Below are 23175 nucleotides of genomic sequence, written 5' to 3' on the forward strand. Positions count from 1 at the left end.
AGTTACGCCTTGCTCAAGGTGATGGCCGCGCCATACGGCGGCAGCGTCGCGGTCTGATCGTGAGCGGCCTCGATCCATGCAGCGCCATCGGGCACCGTGTCATCGATGAGTAGCGGCAGCACGCCGTTGACGAGCTTGACGTTGTCGCCAGCTGCCAGACCCTGACGCTGCGCTTCATCGGCATTCAAGCGCACGGCGAATGCACGATTGAGCGGATGAGCCTGCAGCGAACTGGCACGTCGGACAACGGCGTCGCTGCGGTAGATCGGCCACGTGGCGAGGCGGCTCAGGCCCTGTACTGGCTTGCGTTCGGCCAGCCCCTGGGACGTTGATGCCTTGCGCTCGACCAAGCTTTCGCGCAAACCGGCGATATCGTCGAATTCGAAGCCCGGCAGCTTCATCAGCCCACCGAGTGCACGCAGCACCTTCCAGCCCGCGCGTGCATCCGCCGGCGCTTTGGCGCCCGCTTCCACGCGCTGCACAAGGCCATCCACGTTCACGAGCGTGCCCGCGATTTCCGGCAACAGACCGATCGGCAGGATCACGTCCGCGACGTCGCGCAATGCCGCATTGGCGAAAGCGCTGAATGCGACGATGTGCTGAGCACCATTCAAAGCATTGGTAACTGCCGCGCCATCGGCGAAGTCGTGCGGGAACTCCAGGCCATACAGCAGATAGCCCTTGCGCGGTTGCGCCAGCATGGCTTGCGTGTGGAGGCCGCCATTGCCCGGCAGCACACCCACCTTCGTGAGGCCCAGGCCATTGGCACCGACCGGCAATTCGTTGTAAGCCGCACCCGTGGCTTCGGCGATAAAACGCGCGACTGCGCGCAGCCACGACGCTTGCGGATGCGTGACTGCGGCATCGCCGAGGATGATCACGGACTGGCCAGACTTCAGTGATGCAACCGCTTCGCGCGCCTTGTCGGTAACCTGCAGCGGCGCCAGCGATTCATGGGAAATGAAACCCGGCTGCGCTGCGCCTGCCTCGATCGCAACCTTCGCCAATACCAGCAGCGAATCGACCAGATAGTGCGGAGGCACCACGGCTTCGCCGGCCAGGCTGTAATTGAAGTTGAATTCCGCCGGATTGACGGCGTAGACCTTCGCGCCCTTCTTCACCGCCTGATGGATGCGATGGTTGAGCAACGGCATTTCATAGCGCAGGTCCGAACCGACCAGCAGCGCCGCCTTCACCTTGTCCACGTCAGCGGCCGGCATGGCGAAGGTCTGCGCCACGGCGTTGTCGGCAAAATCCAGCTGGCGCAGGCGATGATCGATGTGCGCACTGCCCAGACTTTGTGCGAGGCGAACCAGCAGATCGCCCTCCTCGCTCGTGGTGGACGGGTGCACCAGCACGCCCAGATCGCTGCCCGGCACGCTCTTCAGCGCTTCAGCCGCAACGGTGAGCGCGTCGTCCCACGTGGTTTTCTGCCACTGACCATTGCGCTTCACTTCAGGCGCATGCACGCGGTCAGCCGCATAGAGGCCTTCGTGGCTATAACGATCGCGATCGGATAGCCAGCATTCGTTGATAGCTTCGTTGTCGCGCGGCACCGTGCGCAACACTTCGCCGCGACGCGTATGCAGCCACAGGTTGGAACCGAGCGCATCGTGATAGGCGATGGACGGCTTGGCGATCAATTCCCAGGCGCGTGCCTTGAACTGGAACGGCTTATTGGTCAGCGCACCGACCGGGCAAACGTCGATGACGTTGCCGGAAAGCTCGGTCTCCAGCGCTTTGCCGATGTAGGTGCCGATCTGCAGATTCTCGCCACGGCTCATGCCGCCGAGTTCATACGTACCGGCGATTTCGCTGGTGAAGCGCACGCAACGCGTACACTGGATGCAGCGGGTCATCTCGGTAGCGACCAGCGAACCGAGGTTTTCGTCAGCGATGGTGCGCTTGCGCTCGGTGTAGCGCGACACGCTGCGCCCGTAGCCGAGCGCGATGTCCTGCAGCTCGCACTCGCCGCCCTGATCACAAATCGGGCAGTCGAGCGGATGGTTGATCAACAGGAATTCCATCACGTCGCGCTGGAATTTCAGCGCCTTGTCGGAACGCGTGGTGACTTTCATGCCTTCGGCCACGGGCGTAGCGCACGCCGGCTGGGGTTTGGGCATGGGACGACCGCCCATTTCCACATCCACCAGGCACATGCGGCAGTTGGCGGCGATGGGAAGCTTGCGGTGATAGCAGAAGCGTGGAATCGCAACGCCGATGTTGTCGGCGGCTTCGATGATCATCGCGCCCTTGCGGATCTGCGTAGGCTTGCCATCAATCTCGACATTGACCAGATCAGGTGCGGTATTGGCTGGCTGCGCACTCATGCAGCAACTCCACGAGTTTCGGCGAGACGGTCTTCGGTCATCGACCGGCCGTGCTGAACGTAGTATTCGAATTCATTCCAGAAGTGATGCAGGAACCCCTGCACCGGCCATGCGGCAGCTTCGCCGAACGCGCAAATGGTGTGGCCTTCGATCTGACCGGCCACGGCTTTCAGGCGATGCAGATCGTCCTGCGTGCCCTTGCCTTCGACGATGCGCGTGAGCACGCGATACATCCAGCCGGTACCTTCACGGCACGGCGTGCACTGGCCGCAGGATTCCTTGAAGTAGAAACGCGCGATGCGATGACAAGCCTTCACCATGCAGGTGGTGTCGTCCATCACGATCACTGCCCCCGAACCCAGACCCGAACCGGCCTTTTGCAGGCTGTCGTAATCCATGGTGCATTCCATCATGGTGTCCGCGGGGAGCACCTTCATGGATGAGCCGCCAGGAATCACCGCCTTCAGCGTGTTGCCGTTGCGAACACCCCCGGCCATCTCGAGCAGATCCTTGAACGACGTGCCTAGACGAATCTCGAAGTTACCCGGCTTGTTGACGTGACCGGATACCGAGAAGATCTTCGGGCCACCGTTGTTCGGCTTGCCGAGATTGAGGAACCACTCCGCGCCATTGCGCAGGATCGCAGGCACCGACGCATACGTTTCGGTGTTGTTGATCGTGGTGGGCTTGCCATACAGACCAAAATTGGCCGGAAATGGCGGCTTGAAGCGCGGCTGGCCCTTCTTGCCTTCCAGCGATTCCATCAGCGCCGTTTCTTCACCGCAGATGTAGGCACCGGCGCCGAGTGCGCCATAGATGTCCACATCGATACCGGTGCCCTGAATGTTCTTGCCTAGCAGACCGGCTGCGTAGGCTTCCTTCAGTGCCTCTTCGAAATGCTCGAAGGGCTCGTGATGGAATTCGCCGCGCAGGTAGTTGTACGCCGCGCTCGAACCGGTGGCGTAGCAGGCGATAGCCATTCCTTCGATCACCGAGTGAGGGTTGTAGCGCAGGATGTCGCGGTCTTTCGCTGTACCGGGCTCCGATTCATCGGAATTGCACAGAATGTACTTCTGCATGCTGCCCTTGGGCATGAAGGACCACTTCAAACCGGTAGGAAAGCCCGCGCCGCCACGGCCACGCAGGTTGCTGTTCTTGACGATCTCGACGATAGAAGCAGGATCGGGCTTCTCAGCGAGGATTTTTCTCCACGCCTTGTAACCATCCACCTGCTGGTAGTTGTCCATCGACCACGGCTTATCGAAATGCAGCGTGGTGTAGACGACCTGGTGCTCCTGGGGTGCGGGTCCGACTGCCATTGCCCTGCCCTTACTTGAGACCATCGAGGATCTCATCGATCTTTTCGATCGTGAGGCGCTCGTGGTAGTGACCATTGACCGTCATCGCCGGTGCGTAGACGCACGCGGCAATGCATTCTTCTTCGCTCTTCAGATACACGCGGCCATCCGCCGTACTTTCGCCGAGCTTGATGCCGAGTTTCTTCTCGCAATGACGCACGAGGTCTTCAGCGCCATTGAGCCAGCAGGAGATGTTGGTGCAGATCGCAACGTTGTTGCGGCCCACGGGCGTGGTTTCCAGCATCGAGTAGAAACTGGCGACCTCGTAGGCCCACACTGCAGGCACGTCGATGTACTTGGCGACCGCGGTGATCAGCTCATCGGTGAGATAACCGTCGTTCTGCTCTTGCGCGGCGAACAGCGCCTGGATCAGCGCGGAGCGCTTGCGATCCGGCGGGAATTTGGTGAGCCAATGATCGATATGGTGGCGCGTGTGCTCGTTGAGCACGATGCGCGGATCGACGTTCTTGACCTGCGCGTAATTTCCGGTGGCTTTCATGTGTACTTATCCTCCGGGCTCAGCGGTCGACTTCGCCGAACACGAGGTCATAGGTGCCAATGACCGCTACCGCGTCGGCCAGCATGTGGCCTCGCACGAGGGCGTCCATCGACGAAAGATGCGCGAAGCCAGGCGCGCGCAGATGCACGCGGAACGGCTTGTTTGCACCGTCAGAGATCAGGTAACAACCGAATTCGCCTTTCGGCGCTTCGACCGCGGCGTAGGTTTCGCCCGCCGGCACACCGTAGCCTTCGGTGAACAGCTTGAAGTGGTGGATCAGCGCTTCCATGTCTTCCTTCATGGCTTCGCGCTTGGGCGGCGCGACCTTGAAGTTTTCCACCATCACCGGACCGGGGTTGGCGCGCAGCCAATCGGCGCACTGCTTGATGATGCGGTTGGACTGGCGCATTTCTTCGACGCGCACCAGGTACCGGTCGTAGCAGTCGCCCTTGACACCTACCGGGATATCGAAATCCATGTCGGCATATTTTGCATATGGCTGTTTCTTGCGCAGATCCCAGGCAATGCCCGAGCCGCGCAGCATCACGCCCGTCATGCCCCACTGCTGCGCCATTTCCGGTGATACCACACCGATGCCGACGGTACGCTGCTTCCATATGCGGTTGTCGGTAAGCAGCTCTTCGTATTCGTCGACCTTCTTGGAGAAGTCCGCGGTGAAGGCGTCGAGGAAGTCGAGCATGGAGCCTTCGCGCCAGCTATTGAGGCGCTTGAGATCCTTGCCCTTGTGCCAGGGTGATTCGCGGTACTGCGACATCTTCCCTGGCAGATCGCGATAGACCCCGCCAGGGCGATAGTACGTGGCGTGCATGCGCGCGCCGGAGACCGCTTCGTAGCAGTCCATCAGCTCTTCGCGCTCGCGGAAGGCGTACAGGAATACCGCCATCGCGCCCAGATCGAGTGCGTTCGAACCTATCCACATCAGGTGGTTCAGGATGCGGGTGATCTCATCGAACATGGTGCGGATGTACTGCGCGCGAACCGGCGCTTCGATACCCAGCAGGGTTTCGATGGCGCGCACATAAGCGTGCTCGTTGCACATCATCGACACGTAGTCGAGACGATCCATGTAACCGATCGACTGGTTGAACGGCTTGGACTCGGCCAGCTTCTCGGTACCGCGGTGCAGCAGGCCGATGTGCGGATCGGCACGGACGACGGTTTCGCCGTCCATTTCCAGCACCAGGCGCAGCACGCCGTGCGCAGCAGGATGCTGCGGGCCGAAGTTCATCGTGTAATTGCGAATTTCTTGGCTCGACATGCTCAGTTCTCCCGCCAATGGTCGGCGGCTTCTGCCTTGGCCTGAATCAGGTCGGCGTCATCGCGGATCACGCGCGGCACCAGCACGCGCGGCTCGATCGAGACGGGTTCGTAGATCACGCGCTTCTGCTCGGGGTCGTAGCGCACTTCCACGTTGCCGATGAGCGGGAAATCCTTGCGGAACGGATGCCCGACGAAACCATAGTCGGTAAGGATGCGGCGCAGATCCGGGTGGCCATCGTAGATGATGCCGTACAGATCGAACGACTCGCGCTCGAACCAGTTCACGCCCGGCCAGATACCGATAAGAGACGGCACCACGGGGAGATCGTTGTCATCGCAGAACACGCGTACGCGTAGACGCTGGTTGAGATCGATCGACAGCAGATGGAATACCGAGGCGTAGCGCTTGGGTATGGCCACATCGCGCGGGCGATCTTGCCAGGCAAAGCGGCCAACCGCCTCGCCTTCGACGCCGCGCGAGAAACCATTGCCGGACACGTCGACAGTATCCCATTCGGTTTGACCGTAGCCGAGGTAGTCGACGCCGCACAGATCGACCAGTTCACTGAAGCGGAAACCCGCTTCGTCGCGCAACGCGGTGGCGACGACCAGCAGGTTGGACGCTTCGACGACCGCCGTCACAGCGCCGTGGGTGACCGAGAGTGTGAGGTTGTCGCCGAATCGCGCGACAAGCCGCTCGGCCAGCGAGTTGGTTTGCATTTCGCTCATGACTGAGTGCGCCTTTTAGGAACGCGCAATGGTGCTGGTACGACGAATTTTCTTCTGCAATTGCAGAATGCCGTGGATCAACGCTTCGGCCGTAGGCGGGCAGCCCGGCACGTAGATATCCACCGGCACGATGCGGTCGCAGCCACGTACAACGGAATACGAGTAGTGGTAATAGCCGCCGCCGTTGGCGCAGCTACCCATGGAAATCACCCATTTCGGATCGGGCATCTGGTCGTAGACCTTGCGCAGCGCGGGCGCCATCTTGTTGACCAGTGTGCCGGCGACGATCATCACGTCGGACTGGCGCGGACTGGGACGGAACACCACGCCGTAGCGGTCCAGATCCAGGCGCGCAGCGCCGGCGTGCATCATTTCCACAGCGCAGCAGGCCAGGCCGAAGGTCATCGGCCACATGGAACCGGTGCGCGCCCAGTTCATCAGGGCATCGACGGAAGTTGTTGCGAAACCGCGTTGGATGACCGGGTTGTCGCCGGCCGGACGCAGGATATCGTCCACCAGGTTCAACGGTTGCGGGTTATGCATCACCCGATCGAGGGTGGAGATCACTCCCATTCCAGCGCTCCCTTCTTCCAGACGTAGGCAAAACCGACCACCAGCAACAACAGAAACAGCGCCATTTCGATCAGCGCCACGATGCCGATGTGCTGGAACACCACCGCCCACGGAAAGAGGAAGGCAATTTCCAGATCGAAAATGATGAAGAGGATGGCAAGCAGGTAGTAGCGCACGTCAAATTGCATGCGCGCATCCTCGAAGGCCTCGAAGCCGCATTCGTACGGCGAGAGTTTCTCCGACTCCGGACGGCGCGGGCCGGCCAGCAGGCCGACGATCAGGAGGACGACACCCAAGCCTGTGGCAACGCCAAGGAAAAGGAGAACGGGCCAATATTCGGCAAGCACGGTTTAACTTACCTCCGCACCACATGAGTGCATCAGCGACCGTCGGGGCAAACGGTCCGGGAGTTCGATTCAGCGGGCTGTCCCGACCTCTGAAATACAGCTGCGGGGGCTCGACGATCCACGGGGCGGGCCCGGGAATCGCGATATTGTATCAGTGCGCATGGGTGCGACGACAAGCCTTGTGTGGCGCAGCATGGGATATTTCTTGCAATAAAATGTTGCGAACGCCGGCTGGTTCAATAACTCGACGCGAACACGCTGCCACGCCCTTCCCTGACAAAATTCCGGCAGCCACAGCTAAAACGGCTACATAGTCTGCGTGGCGCGTTCGGAGCCGAGCGCGCCCGCGAGCAGGGTTTCGATGCGGCCGCGCGCCGCTTCCCCATCAGAGGAATCGTTGAATTGCACGCCGATACCGGCCGTGCGATTGCCCTGCGCACCGATCGGTGTGATCCAGACGACCTTGCCGGCGACGGAGAGACGCTCGCTCTCGTCGATCAGGCTGATCAGCAGTACCACCTCGTCACCGAGCGAGTAGCGCTGCGCGGTCGGCGCAAAGAGGCCGCCATGTTTCAGGAACGGCATGTAGGAGTTGTACAAGGACGCCGTGTCCTTGAATTTCAGCGAGATGATGCCCTGACGGGCGGCGACCGGGTTCATGCTTGCTCCCCTTGTGGAAGTACATCCTAACCACGCGGCCGATGGCGTGCAAAGACGTCCTGCTCACAAAAAGCCAGCATGAATAGGCTTGAGCGGTCATATTTCGCACCAGCCCCAATGATCGAAAATCCACGGCGAGGGCCAATCCAGGTGAAGCTTTGCGAAGATCGGTCCTGCGCCCGACCTGTGCAGCCGAAAGGTTCCGTCCGGGTCGCGAGAAAGCGGCGCCTGTCCCCAGGCCCAGTCCTGGACGCCTGCCGGGGTTGCCACCAGCAGACGCAGCCACTGCCGCAACAAGGCAGTTGGGCGCCAGGGCAGTCGCCCATCCCCTTCCCCACCACCGGTTTGCATATAACGCTCGGGACTGAGTCCCAGGCGGCGCATACGTCTGCCACTCAAGGCCATCTGGGTGCGGTATGCCTCCAGCGCTTCCAATTTGCGCCGGGACTGGTCGGGCGTAGCGTCGACAGCTAGCGGATATCCTTGCGTATCGGCACCGCCGTGTACGGGATATGCCAGCAGTGCAGTCGAAGGATTCGTACCAGCCAGCGCGAGACGGCACAGCACGTTGGCGGCACCATGATCAGGATGACTGTCCCGCAAAGCGGGACCGCAAACGAGGCTGGGCTGGAATGCTTCGATGACGGCGCATATCGCGGCGATCGAATCAGAGAAGTTGTCACGCAGGCGGGTCGTCACTTCCATGTCATGCCAGCCCAGCGGCTGCAGCGCTGTCGCTGGCAGGCCCAATCGCTCCAGTGCTTGCATCACCTCGGCGCGCCGCCTGGCCCCCCAGCGCGTGCGCGCTGTCAGATCGATCTGCAAACGGCGTTCCAGAAATCGCTGCGGCCAGGGATTGTTGTCGCCGTCCGTCATCAAGAGAATGCGGACATCGCCTCCCGCGGCCAGCACTTGCTGCAGCAACAACCCGCAGCCCAGCGTCTCATCGTCCGGATGGGGGGCCACCACCAGCAGACGGGTTTGCGCAGAAACCGGCCATGGCTGCATAAGGATGCTCACCTGAAATGCATGATTCAGCTCATCCCTAGCGCCAGCGCCCTAGCAGCTCCAGCAGCAACAGGTCGCCGCGCAGCGGACCACGCAACGCCTCGCGCGTGCGGTTGGCGGCCTCGTACCACGCCATCAAGGCTTCCCCATCGAGCGTGCTGGAGAGCGGGGCTGACTGCGCCGTAGCGCGAGCACGCATTTCATCGGCCACCGCTTGCGCCGCAAACCACAGGCGCTGTTCGGGAGCGTCGTCCAACCAGCGTTTGCTCATCGCCATGGCATCGCCGCGGCCGGATGCAAGTGCGGTGAGGTCTTTGCGCACGTCCTGCCGTTGCGCAAGTGAACCTTCTTCAGCCCAAATGCGCGCGAGCCCAGGATTGCCACTGGCCGCCGCCAAGGCCATCTCGGCATCTTGCACACCGACCTGCTGCAACCACGCCACGGACGGTTCGTATCTGGGCAATTGAAAATCGATGCACTGGCAACGGCTGCGAATCGTGGCAGGCATACGCCACGGCGCGTCGGCCAGCAGAATCAGCATGGTTTGCGAGGCAGGTTCTTCCAAGGTTTTCAGCAACGCATTGGCGGCAGCGGTATTCATCGCGTCAGCCGGATCGATGCTGGCAATCTGCCAGCCGCCGAACTGGCTGGCGGTGGCCAGGCGCGCGGAAAGCTCGCGAATCTGATCGACCACGATGTCCTGGCGCTGCACGCCATCTTTGCGAAGGCCATAGCTCAGCGCGACGTAATCCGGATGCGTACCCGCGTCAAACAACAAGCAACTGCGACATGCACCGCAGGCATCGCCCTCCTGCGGATGCTGGCAGAGCAAGCCGCGTACGAAGCGCCTTAGAAACTCGCGCTTGCCCAAGCCACGTGGGCCGCACAATAACAGCGCATGCGGCAAAGCATCTCGCTGTCGACGCGCTTGCAGCCGCGCCCAATGCTCAGCGTGCCAGGACGGAGTGCTCATGGGGCCACCTTAAACAAGTGTCCCGTCGCCGCGATGGCCATCGCCAGCACGGTATCGGGTGGCAGGCTGGCGTCGATCACGCGAAAGCGTTGCGGCTGTGCTTGCGCGCGTTCACGATAAGCATTGCGTACTCGCTCGAAGAACGTGTCCGCCTCCACCTCAATGCGATCGGCCGCGCCACGACCGGCGGCACGCGCACGACCGGTCGACACCGGCAGATCGAGCAGCAACGTGAGATCCGGCGTCACGTCCGCACACACCCAGCGCTCCAGCTCGGCAATACGTTCGACCGGCTGACCGCGTCCACCGCCCTGATAGGCATAGCTTGCATCTACGTAGCGATCGCATAGCACCCACTGACCGGCATCCAGTGCGGGAAGAATGCGTTCGCGTACCAGTTGCGCCCGCGAAGCGAACATCAGCAGCATTTCGCTTTCCGCGCTGATCGCAAGATGCGCAGGATCCAGCACGATCGAGCGTATTGCCTCGCCCAGCGGCGTACCGCCGGGCTCTCGCACCTGCACTAACGACACACCTTGCTCCAGCAAGTGCGTGTGCAAGCCGGCGAGCAAGGTGCTCTTGCCCGCGCCTTCACCGCCTTCAAGCGTGATGAAACGTCCGCGTCGACTCATTTGCAGTGCTTCAGTTGATAACAGGCGACGTTGCGATTTTGTTCTTCAAGCGTGGCGGCGAACACATGTGTGCCATCGCCGCGTGCTACGAAGTACAACGCATCGCCCGGCGCCGGGTGCAAGGCCGCCTCGATCGCAGGCTTACCGGGCATCGCAATCGGCGTGGGCGGCAAGCCTGGGCGCGTATAGGTGTTGTAAGGCGTGTCGGTGGTGAGATCGCTCTTGTGGATCGTGCCAGCATAGTTGGAGCCCATACCGTAGATCACGGTGGGATCGGTCTGCAGCAGCATGTTCTTTTGCAGGCGCCGCACGAATACGCCGGCGACACGCGGACGGTCGTCGGCGCGACCTGTTTCCTTCTCGATGATGGAGGCGAGGATCAGTGCCTGGTAAGGCGATGCCAGCGGCAAATCGGGATCACGCTGCGCCCACAGCGTCGCCAGGGTCTTGTCCATGGCCTCGTGCGCGCGACGCAGAACATCCAGGTCGCTATCACCCTTTACGTACGCGTAGCTCTCAGGCAGAAAGCGCCCCTCCGGGTTTTCGCCGGGTGCGCCGATCTTTTGCATGATGGCTGCGTCATCCATGCCGACGGTGTCGTGCTTGAGTTTGTCGGCCTTGGCGAGCGCTTGCAGCACGTCGCGGAATGTCCATCCATCGACGATGGTGACATCGCGCTGCATGACCTTGCCCTGCGCCATGTCCGTAAGCAGCACTTGCGGCGTAATGCCCGGCGTAACGGCGTATTCGCCCGCGTGCAGACGCCCTGCCACGTGCATCTTTTCGGCGAGCAAACGCCAATAAAGTGGCGAAGAAGTGGTTAAATTTTGCGCGCGTAGCTGATGCACGATGTCCTTGAAACTGGTGCCGCGTTCAATATCAATGCTTTCACCGACAGCACTCACGCGCAGCGGCGTAATCGCGAAGCGACTGAAATCGTGCCAGAACCACGCAGCGCACCCGATGATCGCCAACGCCACGATCACCAGAACAAAACGCCATGACGCGCGCCCCCGTTGTATAACGCTATGACTCATGCTCGCTCCATCAACGCTTGCCAGTGCCGCTGCATGGCACGGACGGCAGGACCCGGAGCGTACACGGTATCGCCCACGGCCTGAACAGGCAGGATGCCGCGAATACTGGAACTGAGAAAGAGCTCGGACGCGCGCCGGCACGCCTCGAGCGGCAGGTCGCGAACCTGGCAGTGTTCAAACGCATCGAGCATAGCCGCGCGTGCGACACCGGCCACCCCGCAGCGGGCCACCGATGGGGTAACCAGCACGCCATCGACGACAGCGAAAAGATTAGCGGCCGTGGCCGAAATGACGTTGCCATGGGTATCGCACACCAGGCCCTCGGCGATAGCAGGATCGTTCCATTCGGCCCGTGCCAGCACCTGCTCCAGGCGATTGAGGTGCTTGATACCCGCCAGCAAGGGTTGGTCGGCTAGCGCGGTCCGGCACAGATGCAGGCGGACGCCGTGAATGTACGAAGCATCGGGAACTTGCGGCATAGGAAACGCCGCCACGATGCGCGTGGTCTCGGTTACCGCCGGTAGCGCGTAACCTCGCTCTCCACAGCCCCGTGTCAGGGTGATGCGAACCACGCATTGCCTGAGTTCGCCGGTCGCCTGACAGGCCTCGCGCCAAAGCAATGCAGCATCCGGGGCGGGCATGCGCAAGCGCTCACAACCGATCGCAAGGCGCTGCATGTGACGCGTCCACAACGGCGCCTTATCGCTCTCGAAACGAATGGTCTCGAACAAGCCATCCCCGTAGCTCAGCCCGCGATCAAGCGCCAATACGCTATCGCCAGGCTGGCCGTTGACCAGCATCATCAGCCGGTCTCGCCGAGTGCGCGCAGCATGCCGCGCGCTTTGGCACGCGTTTCATCGAGCTCTTTCAGCGCGTCGGAATCAGCCACGATGCCCGCACCCGCACGCAAAGTCACTTCATGGCCGTGCAGGGTCAATGTGCGAATAAGAATGTTCAGGTCGAGATCGCCGTTGCGATCGAGGTAACCCAGTGCGCCGGTATAGGCACCGCGTGGCGCGTCTTCCAGCGCGGCGATGATCTCCATACAACGTACCTTGGGGCAACCGGTGATGGTGCCGCCGGGGAATGTCGCCGCGATCACCTGGCCCGGCGTGACGCCTTCGCGCAATCGACCCCGCACGTTGGACACGATGTGATGCACGTGTGCGTAGCTCTCCACCACCATCAGCTCGTTGACCTCCACCGTGCCCGGTTTGCAGACGCGACCCAGATCGTTGCGCTCAAGATCGATCAGCATCACGTGCTCGGCACGTTCCTTCGGATGCGCGGTGAGTTCGCGGATGCGCGCCAGTTCGTCATCACCCGCCAGGCGTGGTCGCGTGCCGGCGATAGGTCGCGTCTGCGCCATGCCGCGGCGCACTTGAACCAGGCGCTCCGGCGAGGAACTGATCACTGCCCACGCGTTTTGCTGCAGCAATCCGGCGAAAGGCGCGGGGTTGGCGCGACGAAGCGCGGCATAAAGGCTTGCCGCCGATGGCGCCTCAATGAAACGCGCATGCCATGCACGCGAGAGATTGGCCTGAAACAAATCACCCGCCTGCAGATGCTCGTGAATGCGTGCCACGCCGTCCAGAAAACGCGCTGGCGCGTCTTCTTCGATGCCTGCCGGCGGCGCCAGCTGAGCTATCTCTGACACGGTAGCAAGGTCGGTCTCCATCTCATCGAGCAGCGCTGCTTGCCCGCTTTCTGCGACCAGGATCGTTCGATCATGGACATGATCGACAATGATCGCTGCCGGACAACGCACCGCCAGCGCCACCGGCATGATGTCCGAGCGATGCAAGCGAAGCGTCGGCTCGATTTCCGCCGCAAGCTCATAGGCAAGCAAGATGACCCAGCCGCCATGAAACGGCAGCCCGTCATCGAGGCTGTGCGGCAAACGTTCCGCACGCCATGCCGTATCGAGTGCGTCGAGAAAGCGTCCATCCTGCACACGCCCGTCCGGTGCATGAACACGTCCATCAGACGTCAGTGTCAGCGTGGATTGCGGGAAGGCAAAGAGGATGTCGTAACGCGCATGTGCGCTGCCACGCGTCACGCTCTCCAGCAACGCCGGATAGCGTTCCGCAAATGCAGCGGCCGGCGCAAGGAGATCACGCCGGCCGTCGATGCTGCGAACGATACAGCTCACTAGATGCGGCGGAAAGCAAGCGTGCCGTTGGTGCCACCGAAACCGAACGAGTTGGAGATGGCGATATCGATCTTCGCATCGCGCGCCGTGTTCGGTACGAAATCCAGATCGCAACCCTCACCCGGTTCGTCCAGGTTGATCGTGGGCGGGAGCACCTGATCTCGCATGGCTAGAATGGTGAAGATTGCTTCCACGCCACCGGCCGCGCCAAGCAGATGGCCCGTGGTGGACTTGGTCGAGCTCATCGCCAGCTTGTATGCGTGATCGCCGAACACGCTCTTGGCTGCCATGACTTCGCCCAGATCGCCCAGCGGCGTGGAGGTGCCGTGCGCGTTGACGTATTGCACTTCGGCGGGATTGATGCCGCCATCGCGCAGCGCAGCGACCATGCAGCGCGCCGCGCCCTCGCCGCCCTCGCTGGGTGCAGTGATGTGGTAAGCGTCACCGCTCATGCCAAAGCCGACCAGTTCGGCATAGATCTTCGCGCCGCGTGCCTTGGCGTGTTCGTATTCCTCCAGCACCAGCACACCGGCACCGTCGGACAGCACGAAGCCGTCGCGGCCCTTGTCCCACGGGCGACTGGCCTTGGTTGGCTCGTTGTTGCGGGTGGACATGGCCTTGGCCGAGCAGAAACCCGCCATGGCGGTGCCGGTGGTGGCGAATTCGGCGCCACCGGCCACCATCACTTCCGCGTCGCCATACTGGATCATGCGCGCGGCCAGACCGATGTTGTGCGCACCGGTGGTGCATGCGGTGACACAGGCGATATTCGGCCCCTTAAGGCCAAACATGATCGACAGGTTGCCCGAGACCATGTTGATGATCGAACTGGGCACGAAGAAGGGGGACACGCGGCGCGGCCCCTTCTCGTGCAGCTCGATCGACGTATCTTCGATGGTGTTGAGGCCGCCGATGCCGGCACCTATCGCCACGCCGATGTGCGGCGCGTTCGCTTCCGTTATCTCCAACCCGGAGTCCCGCAGGGCTTGCGTGCCCGCGGCAATGCCGTAGTGGATGAACGGGTCCATCTTCTTGATGTCTTTCGGCGGGATCCATTGCGCAGGATCGAAATCGCGTACCTGGCCCGCGATGCGCGTGGCATACGTGGAGGCGTCAAAGTGCGTGACCTGGCCGATGCCGCTGACGCCTTTGAGGATGTTGTTCCAGGCGGTGGCGATGTCGTTACCAACCGGCGAAATAAGGCCCATGCCGGTTACTACCACACGTCGTTTGCTCATGGATCGAGTTCCTAGCTGGTTCGTGAAAGCGCAGCCATGCGGCCCGCTTTCCTTACATCGCGATGCGTCGCGCCGTTCCTGCACACCATACGGGATCGGACGTTACACATTGCGGAAACGAAAACTGCGCCCATGTGGCGCAGCTTCCGATAACGCTACGTGAGTGCACGGCACGCCAGTGCCCGCACCATCACGCGGATCACCCCTTGGCGTGGGCCTTGATGTAGTCGACGGCCTGTTGAACGGTGGTGATCTTTTCGGCTTCTTCGTCGGGAATTTCGGTTTCGAATTCCTCTTCGAGTGCCATCACCAGCTCGACCGTATCCAGCGAATCGGCGCCCAGATCGTCCACGAACGAAGAGTTCGGATTGACCTCATCTTCCTTTACGCCAAGTTGCTCGACGACGATTTTCTTGACGCGCTCTTCGATGGTGCTCATGTTGCTTCTGCCTCCCAAGGGGAAATGTGTCTGTCTACCGGCCTTTTCACCGGTAAAGTCTGCGGCATTGTAGTGGCTAAGCCGCGAAGCCGCCAATTATGCCAGGAATCGTGGCCGCAGGCTCCATGCCTCGCGAAAGCGGCAATTGTCGCCCAAAACGGGCGCCGTGACGACTTTTGATTTCAACCGCTCCAGCCGGCCCGCAAGTTTCAAACGGGATACCCTGCTGCCCCACTGGAGCTTGTGTCTGCCAAGTCCTTTTCAAGCCTGCTTTTTACGCCCGGCTCAAGGCATGTACATGCCGCCGTTCACGTGCAGCGTTTCACCGGTGATATAGGCGGCTGCCGGCGACGCCAGGAAGCCCACGGCCTTGGCGATTTCAACTGCCTCGCCAAGTCGTCCCAGCGCGATCTGTCCCAGCAGGGCCTGCTTGGACGCCTCGGGCAGGCTGCGGGTCATGTCGGTATCGATAAAGCCCGGTGCCACCACGTTGACGGTGATGCCGCGTGAACCGATCTCGCGCGCCAGTGACTTGGAGAACGCAATGATGCCGGCCTTCGCTGCTGCGTAATTGGCCTGTCCGGGATTGCCGGTGACGCCAACCACTGAGGCGATGGAAATGATGCGGCCCTTGCGAGCCTTCATCATGCCGCGCATCACACCCTTGGAAAGGCGATATACCGAGGTGAGATTGGTGTCGAGAATGGCTTGCCAGTCTTCATCGCGCATGCGCAACAAGAGCTGGTCACGTGTGATGCCGGCATTGTTGACCAGGATCGTCACCCCGCCATGCTGCTTGGCGATGTCGTCGATCAACGCGTCCACGGACGCCGCATCGGTCACGTTCAGTACACGCCCATGACCACCGTGCGGGGCAAGCCGCGCCTCGATCGCTGCAGCGCCCGTCTCGCTGGTTGCGGTACCGATAACGGTGGCGCCCATGGCCGCCAGCTCGTCGGCAATCGCGGCCCCGATGCCGCGACTGGCGCCGGTAACCAGGGCGATTTCACCTTGCAATGTGCTCATGCTTCAAAACCCTATTTTCTGAGCGAAGACGTTTGTTTCAAACCCACTCGGCACGCACGGCATCGAGTTCGGCCGGCGTACCGATGGCACGCGCCTCGACACTCTTGTCGATACGCTTGATCAAGCTCGCCAGCACCTTGCCGGGGCCGCATTCGGCAAAACGCGTGGCGCCATGGGTCACCAGCGTCTGCACGCATTCGGTCCAGCGCACAGGCAGATAAAGCTGCCGCTGCAGCGCACCGCGAATGTCTTCCGGTGAACCATAAGCACGCGCCTCGGCGTTCTGCACCACCGGAATCGTCGGCAATTGCCAGGTAATGGACGCCATGCGCTCGCCCAGCCTGTCGGCGGCATCACGCATGAGCGCTGTATGCGACGGTACGGACACGGCCAGCTTTATGGCTTTCTTGACACCTTGTTCGGCAAGCTTGGCCAAAGCGCGATCCACCGCTTCAGCGTGACCCGCAATCACAAGCTGGCCAGGTGAATTGTAGTTGGCCGGCGCCACCACCTGCCCTTGCGCAACCTCGGCGCATACGGCTGCGATCTGTGCGTCGTCCCCGCCGAGAATGGCGGCCATCGCACCAATACCGGCAGGCACCGCGACCTGCATCAGACGTCCGCGTTCGGCAACCAGCGCCGCGGCATCGTGCAGTGATAAAGCGCCCGCACAAACCAGTGCGCTGTATTCGCCCAGGCTGTGTCCGGACAATTGCGCGGGACGCACACCGCCCACTTTCTGCCACACGCGCCACACGGCCACGCTCGCGGCAAGCAAAGCCGGCTGCGTGTTCTCAGTGCAGTTGAGTTGCTCATCAGGCCCTTGCTGGCTGAGCGCCCACAGGTCGATGCCGGCCCCTTGTGAAGCTTCGTCGAAGGCGGTTTTCACTTCGCCGTGAATCGTTGCCAGTTCGGCAAGCATGCCGACGGATTGCGAGCCCTGACCGGGAAAAACGAAGGCGAGCGATGCGGACGATTGAGTCATGGACACGCGCAATCCATCTGGAAAAACGAAATGGTGCCATTAATGCGCGGCGTACGCAGCCGTATTTGGCGACCAGGGCGAAATCGCAGCTTGACTGCCCACCGCCTCTTCACACAGGAATTGTATTTCGCGCAGTTGAAACGATGCGCGCTTTTGCGATCAGTAGCGTAGCAGTGCCGATGCCCAGGTAAAGCCGCCGCCGAAAGCTTCCAGCAGCAGGTTCTGCCCGCGCTTCACCTTGCCCGAGCGCACCGCGAAATCCAGCGCAAGCGGCACGGATCCGGCGGACGTATTGGCGTGCTTGTCGACGGTGACGATCACCTGTTCCATCGGCATGTTCAAGCGCTTGGCGGTGGCTTCGATGATGCGCAGGTTGGCCTGATGCGGAATCAGCCAATCCAGTTGCGAGGCTTCCATACCTGCGGCCTTGAGTGTTTCCTCGACCAGCGAGTCGAGCGTTTTCACCGCCACCTTGAACACTTCGCGACCGGCCATGCGAATGCGCACGCCATGGTTGGGTTCGTCGTCTTTGAAACCCACTGACACACCGACCGGATTCCATAGCAGCTCTTTGTAGCCGCCATCGGCATGCAGGCAAGTGGCGTAAATGCCCGGCTCGCTGGATGCTTCCAGCACGACCGCACCGGCACCGTCGCCGAACAGAACGCAGGTTTCGCGCTCTTCCCAACGGACCATGCGGGTGAGCGTTTCCGCACCGATCACCAGCACTTTTTTCGACTGGCCGCTGCGAATGAATTTATCCGCCACGCCCAGTGCATACACGAAACCCGAACATGCGGCGTTCACGTCAAACGCGGCACAACCGTTTGCGCCCAAGCGATGCTGCACGAGACATGCAGTGGAAGGAAAAATGATGTCGGGCGTGGTGGTGCCCAGCACGATCAGATCCAGTTCCGAGGCCTTCACGCCCGCGGCATCGAGCGCACGCTGCGCAGCCAGCGTGGAGAGATCGCCCGTCGTCTCTCCTTCGGCAGCGACGTGGCGCTGACGGATGCCGGTGCGTTCACGAATCCATTCATCGCTGGTATCGACGAACTTTTCGAGATCGGCATTGGTGAGAACGCGCTCCGGCAAGGCGCTGCCGGTGCCGACGATGCGGGCGTAGATCTGAGTCATTGAATGTCCATCTGCGGGCACAGGTGCCTGATTGCATCCGCCCGAAGGCCGGGTGGCCCAAACACCAAGACCGCAACGTTACGTTGCCGTGAGGGCGCGTTCAAGTAGATTTCTGCTCGTCATTTCCACGAAAGCGGACAGAGGCGCACAAATGCGCCCGCCTTGAGGAGCGCAAAGACAGGAAAACACCGTGCAGAAAGAGCCTGCGCAGGAACGCAAAGCGGCGCGTTTCCGCGCCGCTTTGCGAACAGAACCCGAGGGTTCTGAGAACTTAATCTTCTTCCGCCACCACAGTGTTGGTGTCGATCACCTTCTTGCCACGGTAGTAGCCATCGGCCGTCACATGGTGACGACGATGCACTTCACCGCTGGTCGGATCGGTGCCCAACTGCACGGTGCTCAGCTTGTCGTGCGAGCGACGCATGCCGCGGGTGGACGGGGTCTTGCGGCTCTTTTGAACGGCCATGATGGTCTCTCCAGCTAAATCATTTCTTCTTGAGTTCGCGCAACACCGCGAACGGGTTGTCGGGACGCTCTTCGGCGGGAATTTCTTCCGCCGGCGGGCGTTTAACGTCTTCGGGCAGCGCGCCATCCGGATTAACCGGCACCAGCGGCAGCGCCAACAGCAATTCATCCTCGATCACATCGACCGGGTTCAGCTTGTCATCCTCGGCCACCAGCAACGGCTCGCATCCGGCTGGAAGGGCAGCTTCATCGCGTTCGAGACGGATCAGACCCAGGCGACTTTCCACCTTGACGGGCATGATGAACGGCTCGAGCGTGCGCTGACAAACCACCCACAACGGCGCCTGGACACGTACGTCGACATAAGCCGTGCCGAACTCGTCCCGACCGAAGTCGAGCTGGTAATCGGCTGAACCTGCATCATCCGCCAGTGCTTCGCAGAGGCGAGGCATTGCGGCGATGGGCAGGGAACCCTGGAACGAACGCCGCGCCGAAACCATGCGCCAAGCGTCCACGGACTCTGGCAGTGTCGCGGACATAACCGGGAAATAGTAAGTTTCCCGGGACGTTAAGTCAACCGCGTCGGCGTCCCGCGCGCCAGCGCAAACCTTATCGCACCTGTCTTCTGGCAGCTTTGCCTGGATCGGGACGATGCGGCAGACTGCAAGCATCTCACGCCTGGGCCGACTAACCCTTGGATACCTCCCTTACCCTCGGCCTGGTCATCTTGATCATCCTGCTGGGCATCGCGCTGGCGGGTGTCTATGTCCTGCGCAGGCTCAACCGCCGCAACGCCAGTCTCCGGCGCCTGCTGGAACTGACCGACCGCGTGGAGGACGACCTGAAATCCTGTCGGACGCGACTCAAGCAGGCGCACGCGGTCATGTCGATCAACCCCGACCTGCCCGCCGCTGGCGAACAGGAAGCCTCCCAAGCGGTGGACGCCGGGTTGCGCGCGGTGCTGCAGCAGCGCATCTGGATCCGTGACCATGCCCCCACCGCCAGCCAGGGCGAGCTTGACGCGGCGATCCGTGCCATGGGCCAGACCCGCGACCGGCTGCTCGCCCTGCTGCAGGCGCTGGGCGAGGCCCAGAATGAACTGGATACCGCCATGCGCGAGCACATCCGCCAGGATTCCCATTCATGAGGGCACAGCGGCGGCTGGTGCTCGGCTCGACCTCCCACTATAGAGCCGAACTACTCAAGCGGCTGGGCCTGGACTTCGAACTCAAGGCACCCGGGACCGCCGAAACCGAACAGCCCGGCGAGCAACCGGCCGCGAGGGCCATGCGGCTGGCCCTCGCCAAGGCCACCGATGCCGGTAGAGATCTCGATGATGCCCTGGTGATCGGCTCAGACCAGGTCGCCGAGCTCGATGGCATGCTGCTGGAGAAGCCGCTTTCCGTCGAACGGGCTCACGCCCAACTCAGCGCCTGTTCCGCCCGCACGGTCTCTTTCCACACGGCGTTATGCGTCCTTGATAAGGGCAGCGGCAAGCATTACTCATACATGGATCTGACACGGGTGCACTTTCGTTCTCTCGGAGACGACGAAATAAGCCGCTACATCACGCGCGAACAACCGCTCGATTGCGCCGGCAGTTTCAAATGCGAAGGGCTTGGGATCAGCTTGTTTCATCGCATCGAAAACAACGATCCCACCGCACTCATCGGCCTGCCGTTGATCGCATTGGCGCAATTGCTGCGCGATGCGGGGCTTAGCGTTCCTTAGCATCGCGCGCAGGATCGACAAGCGCACGCCAGGCGACGCAATCATCACGCTCGCCTACCCCCACCGATATCGCCGATGCAATGTTTCCCTGATAAAACGAAACGTTCTTGCGCCCATCGAAGAGACTCAAGTGTTGCACGGGCTTGAGGTTTTCCACGCGCACGCACAGCGATTTCAACCATGCCGAACGCTCGCGCTCGCGCAATGCGTAGTTGTCTACAACCAGCAGCACGTTCGCGCCAGGATGCATGCGACGCAGCGCCGTTTCATCCATACCCCACTGTGCAACTTGCGGCGCACGGCCGTATTTCACATTGAGCGGATTGTCGAGCGTGTAGATCTCGCGCACACCGTCGAATTGAAAATCGAGTTCGGCGGCCATCATGAAATTGTCCGCCACCAATACAGCAGGCTGAGCTGCAAGTTGCGTTTTGGCGATCTCGGCACTTTCGTGCCAACCCATGAATGCGGTGGGCACTGCGCGCGCCGCACCAAGCCATCGGGCTGTAGCGGGATACGCGGCCATACCTAAATAAACCAGCCCGACGCATTGCGCCAGCAACGCCAATAGCGCTCCGCAGACGGCAACGATACGCCAGCCACGAACATGTCCGACATCACGCAGCAGCAAAGGCAACGCAGCGAGCAACGGCAAATAGCCCGGCAATGGCCAATGCACGCGAAAGCGCTCATCGTCAGCGAACAGGCCGGCGGCGAAATAAACCACGATAAAAGTGAGCGACACGATGGCGATCACGTCCCATGGACCACCTTCATGGCGACGACGCCAACAACGCCAGGCCGCCCATAACAGACAGACATACAACAAGGGCGTACAGGTCACCGCCTGCTCCAAGGGCTGCACCAGGGCGTCGGCATGAAAGCGCCAGGGATTGCGCTGGATCAATTGAAAGGCCAGACCCGCGCCATGCTGCTGCCAGTTGGAAATCGCCAATGGCAGTAAACCCAAGGCAGCCATCGCCATCGCGATCCAGAAGCCCGGACGGTGCCATTGGTTGCGACCGCGCGCCGTCAATAGCAGCAACAACAGGCCAGCCAGCATGAACATCGCGGCGCGGTAATGCGTCATCCAGCAAAACGCGAGCGCCACGCCGAGCACAAGCCAGTCGCGTAGACGGTTGTCGTCCAGCGCACGCAACAACCCCAGCGTCGCCACCATACCGGCCACGGTGAGCGGCACGTCGGGCATCGCTATGACGCCCAGGCTGCCGGCCAGGGGCAGGCAAAGACAAAGCACGCCGGCCTGCCAGCCGACACGTGCATCCCATGCGCGCCGGCCGAAGCTCACCATCAGCCATGGCAACGCGCTCCCCAGCAACAGAAATGGCCAGCGCATGCCCAGCAAGCCGTGTCCGGCGATGCGCTCGCCCAACCTGATCAGCCATGCGGTGAGTGGCGGCAAATCGCTGTAGCCCCAGGCGAGATGGCGGCTTTCCTGCCAGTAAAACGCCTCGTCTCCTAAGGGCTGCAGGGTCGCGGCGAGCAGCAACTTCACCAGAAACAGACATAGAAACAGTGTGACGAACGCCGCTCGCCAGCGCGCGACGCTCGCGACTACACTGGCGTCGCCTCTCCCATCTGTCCTCGGCTTCCAAAAATCCATGTCAGCCATCACCCCGCTTCGTGATGAAAACCTGCAAAGGCGCCTTCATACCGCCATCGCTCAAGTTAATAAGGTGCTGCTCGGCAAGGCACGTCAGGTCAAGCTGGCATTTACCTGCCTGATCGCAGGCGGTCATCTGCTGCTGGAAGACGTACCCGGCGTCGGCAAGACCACGCTCGCGCATGCACTGGCGGCAAGCTTTGCGCTGGAGTTCCAACGCGTGCAGTTCACCAGCGACCTGCTGCCGTCGGACATTATCGGCGTCAGCATGTACGAGCGCGAGACGGGCCTGTTCCGCTTCCACCAGGGACCGGTCTTCGCTGGCCTGCTGCTGGCCGATGAAATCAACCGCGCAACGCCCAAAACGCAAAGCGCCTTGCTGGAAGCGATGGCTGAGCGGCAAGTGACGGTTGATGGCCAGACACATGCGCTGCCTGATCCATTCTTTGTCGTCGCCACGCAGAATCCGATGGATCTGGCAGGCACGTTTCCCCTGCCCGACTCGCAGCTCGATCGGTTCATGCTGCGCGTATCGCTGGATTACCCCGATGCCAGCGCCGAGCGCGAACTGCTCACCGGCAGCGACCGTCGCGATCTGCTCACGCAGCTTACACCGCAACTGGATGCGCCCAGCCTTGCCACCTTGCACCGGCAGGCCAAAACCATCACGGCGAGCCCCGCACTCCTGGATTACCTGCAAGCCTTGCTGGCGGCCAGTCGCCGTCACCCCGACATTCGCGTTGGTCTCTCGCCGCGCGCAGGCCTTTCGTTGCTGGCCGCCGCCCGCGCGTGGGCGATGCTGAGCGATCGCGGCCACGTGCTTCCCGAAGATATTCAGGCGCTGTTTGTGCCACTTGCGGCGCATCGTCTGGTGGCTGCGCGGGGTGCCAGCGGAGAAACGCTGGCGCGCACTTTGCTGAGCGACGTTGCGGTTGATTGAGGAAGACCTTT

General features: G+C 61.7%; 25 protein-coding genes. 3 read left to right on the top strand and 22 right to left on the bottom strand.

The window, feature by feature from the left end; genetic code table 11:
• Positions 1 to 2: 2 nt before the first annotated feature.
• The 21 genes from nuoG to DWU98_RS14035 all read right to left on the bottom strand — a co-directional run bounded on the left by nuoG (position 3) and on the right by DWU98_RS14035 (position 19540).
• Positions 3 to 2330: an NADH-quinone oxidoreductase subunit NuoG gene (gene nuoG / locus DWU98_RS13935; RefSeq protein ID WP_115496163.1), complete on the bottom strand. Its 2328-nt coding sequence runs from the start codon at positions 2328 to 2330 to the stop codon at positions 3 to 5.
• Positions 2327 to 3649, bottom strand: a complete 1323-nt coding sequence (gene nuoF / locus DWU98_RS13940) for an NADH-quinone oxidoreductase subunit NuoF (protein WP_115496164.1) — start codon at positions 3647 to 3649, stop codon at positions 2327 to 2329. The genes nuoG and nuoF overlap by 4 nt, the downstream gene beginning before the upstream one ends.
• A 10-nt stretch (positions 3650 to 3659) precedes the next feature.
• Entirely contained in the window at positions 3660 to 4187 is a 528-nt protein-coding gene (gene nuoE / locus DWU98_RS13945; protein WP_115496165.1) for an NADH-quinone oxidoreductase subunit NuoE, read from the bottom strand.
• A 19-nt stretch (positions 4188 to 4206) separates the two neighbouring features.
• A complete protein-coding gene (locus DWU98_RS13950) occupies positions 4207 to 5466 on the bottom strand; it encodes an NADH-quinone oxidoreductase subunit D (protein WP_115496166.1) in 1260 nt (419 codons plus the stop codon).
• Between the two features lie 2 nt (positions 5467 to 5468).
• On the bottom strand, positions 5469 to 6188 hold the full coding sequence (locus DWU98_RS13955) for an NADH-quinone oxidoreductase subunit C (protein ID WP_425480230.1): 720 nt from the start codon (positions 6186 to 6188) through the stop codon (positions 5469 to 5471).
• A gap of 24 nt (positions 6189 to 6212) precedes the next feature.
• A complete protein-coding gene (locus DWU98_RS13960) occupies positions 6213 to 6770 on the bottom strand; it encodes a NuoB/complex I 20 kDa subunit family protein (RefSeq protein WP_115496168.1) in 558 nt (185 codons plus the stop codon).
• A complete protein-coding gene (locus tag DWU98_RS13965; RefSeq protein WP_115496169.1) occupies positions 6761 to 7117 on the bottom strand; it encodes an NADH-quinone oxidoreductase subunit A in 357 nt (118 codons plus the stop codon). Before DWU98_RS13965 ends, DWU98_RS13960 begins: the two co-directional genes overlap by 10 nt.
• A 306-nt stretch (positions 7118 to 7423) precedes the next feature.
• On the bottom strand, positions 7424 to 7777 hold the full coding sequence (locus DWU98_RS13970; RefSeq protein WP_115496170.1) for a PilZ domain-containing protein: 354 nt from the start codon (positions 7775 to 7777) through the stop codon (positions 7424 to 7426).
• A gap of 96 nt (positions 7778 to 7873) precedes the next feature.
• Positions 7874 to 8797: a PIG-L deacetylase family protein gene (locus DWU98_RS13975; RefSeq protein WP_230474852.1), complete on the bottom strand. Its 924-nt coding sequence runs from the start codon at positions 8795 to 8797 to the stop codon at positions 7874 to 7876.
• A gap of 25 nt (positions 8798 to 8822) precedes the next feature.
• Positions 8823 to 9758 carry a DNA polymerase III subunit delta' gene (holB, locus tag DWU98_RS13980; RefSeq protein WP_115496172.1) on the bottom strand — a complete coding sequence of 312 codons (936 nt, stop codon included), beginning with the start codon at positions 9756 to 9758 and terminating at the stop codon, positions 8823 to 8825.
• Positions 9755 to 10390 carry a dTMP kinase gene (gene tmk, locus DWU98_RS13985; protein ID WP_115496173.1) on the bottom strand — a complete coding sequence of 212 codons (636 nt, stop codon included), beginning with the start codon at positions 10388 to 10390 and terminating at the stop codon, positions 9755 to 9757. Before tmk ends, holB begins: the two co-directional genes overlap by 4 nt.
• Positions 10387 to 11427, bottom strand: coding sequence for an endolytic transglycosylase MltG (gene mltG, locus DWU98_RS13990; protein WP_115496174.1), 1041 nt, complete (start codon positions 11425 to 11427; stop codon positions 10387 to 10389). Before mltG ends, tmk begins: the two co-directional genes overlap by 4 nt.
• Positions 11424 to 12230 carry an aminodeoxychorismate lyase gene (pabC, locus tag DWU98_RS13995; RefSeq protein ID WP_115496175.1) on the bottom strand — a complete coding sequence of 269 codons (807 nt, stop codon included), beginning with the start codon at positions 12228 to 12230 and terminating at the stop codon, positions 11424 to 11426. Before pabC ends, mltG begins: the two co-directional genes overlap by 4 nt.
• On the bottom strand, positions 12230 to 13579 hold the full coding sequence (locus tag DWU98_RS14000) for an aminodeoxychorismate synthase component I (protein ID WP_115496176.1): 1350 nt from the start codon (positions 13577 to 13579) through the stop codon (positions 12230 to 12232). Before DWU98_RS14000 ends, pabC begins: the two co-directional genes overlap by 1 nt.
• Positions 13579 to 14817 (bottom strand): beta-ketoacyl-ACP synthase II, encoded by a 1239-nt coding sequence (gene fabF, locus DWU98_RS14005; protein ID WP_115496177.1) that lies wholly within the window; start codon positions 14815 to 14817, stop codon positions 13579 to 13581. Before fabF ends, DWU98_RS14000 begins: the two co-directional genes overlap by 1 nt.
• A 199-nt stretch (positions 14818 to 15016) precedes the next feature.
• On the bottom strand, positions 15017 to 15256 hold the full coding sequence (gene acpP, locus DWU98_RS14010) for an acyl carrier protein (protein ID WP_115496178.1): 240 nt from the start codon (positions 15254 to 15256) through the stop codon (positions 15017 to 15019).
• A gap of 285 nt (positions 15257 to 15541) precedes the next feature.
• The gene (gene fabG / locus DWU98_RS14015; RefSeq protein ID WP_115496179.1) at positions 15542 to 16282 is read right to left on the bottom strand and encodes a 3-oxoacyl-ACP reductase FabG; all 741 of its coding nucleotides are present in this window, start codon (positions 16280 to 16282) and stop codon (positions 15542 to 15544) included.
• Positions 16283 to 16319: 37 nt separating this feature from the next.
• Positions 16320 to 17267 carry an ACP S-malonyltransferase gene (fabD, locus tag DWU98_RS14020; protein ID WP_115496180.1) on the bottom strand — a complete coding sequence of 316 codons (948 nt, stop codon included), beginning with the start codon at positions 17265 to 17267 and terminating at the stop codon, positions 16320 to 16322.
• Between the two features lie 159 nt (positions 17268 to 17426).
• Entirely contained in the window at positions 17427 to 18404 is a 978-nt protein-coding gene (locus tag DWU98_RS14025) for a beta-ketoacyl-ACP synthase III (protein WP_115496181.1), read from the bottom strand.
• 271 nt (positions 18405 to 18675) lie between these two features.
• Positions 18676 to 18870 (bottom strand): 50S ribosomal protein L32, encoded by a 195-nt coding sequence (gene rpmF / locus DWU98_RS14030; RefSeq protein ID WP_115496182.1) that lies wholly within the window; start codon positions 18868 to 18870, stop codon positions 18676 to 18678.
• Between the two features lie 19 nt (positions 18871 to 18889).
• Positions 18890 to 19540, bottom strand: coding sequence for a YceD family protein (locus DWU98_RS14035; protein WP_329955404.1), 651 nt, complete (start codon positions 19538 to 19540; stop codon positions 18890 to 18892).
• A 23-nt stretch (positions 19541 to 19563) separates the two neighbouring features.
• On the opposite strand from DWU98_RS14035, the gene DWU98_RS14040 reads away from it, so the two are divergent.
• Positions 19564 to 20016, top strand: a complete 453-nt coding sequence (locus DWU98_RS14040) for a hypothetical protein (RefSeq protein ID WP_115496184.1) — start codon at positions 19564 to 19566, stop codon at positions 20014 to 20016.
• The gene (locus DWU98_RS14045; RefSeq protein WP_115496185.1) at positions 20013 to 20600 is read left to right on the top strand and encodes a Maf family protein; all 588 of its coding nucleotides are present in this window, start codon (positions 20013 to 20015) and stop codon (positions 20598 to 20600) included. The genes DWU98_RS14040 and DWU98_RS14045 overlap by 4 nt, the downstream gene beginning before the upstream one ends.
• Here DWU98_RS14045 and DWU98_RS14050 read toward each other — a convergent pair.
• Positions 20587 to 22224 (bottom strand): ArnT family glycosyltransferase, encoded by a 1638-nt coding sequence (locus tag DWU98_RS14050; RefSeq protein WP_115496251.1) that lies wholly within the window; start codon positions 22222 to 22224, stop codon positions 20587 to 20589. The two genes, DWU98_RS14045 and DWU98_RS14050, sit on opposite strands and share 14 nt — an antisense overlap.
• On the opposite strand from DWU98_RS14050, the gene DWU98_RS14055 reads away from it, so the two are divergent.
• Positions 22223 to 23164, top strand: a complete 942-nt coding sequence (locus tag DWU98_RS14055) for an AAA family ATPase (protein ID WP_115496186.1) — start codon at positions 22223 to 22225, stop codon at positions 23162 to 23164. The two genes, DWU98_RS14050 and DWU98_RS14055, sit on opposite strands and share 2 nt — an antisense overlap.
• The last annotated feature ends 11 nt before the right edge of the window (positions 23165 to 23175 follow it).

This window comes from Dyella monticola (assembly GCF_003363155.1).
In the GTDB taxonomy this organism is placed as follows: domain Bacteria; phylum Pseudomonadota; class Gammaproteobacteria; order Xanthomonadales; family Rhodanobacteraceae; genus Dyella_B; species Dyella_B monticola.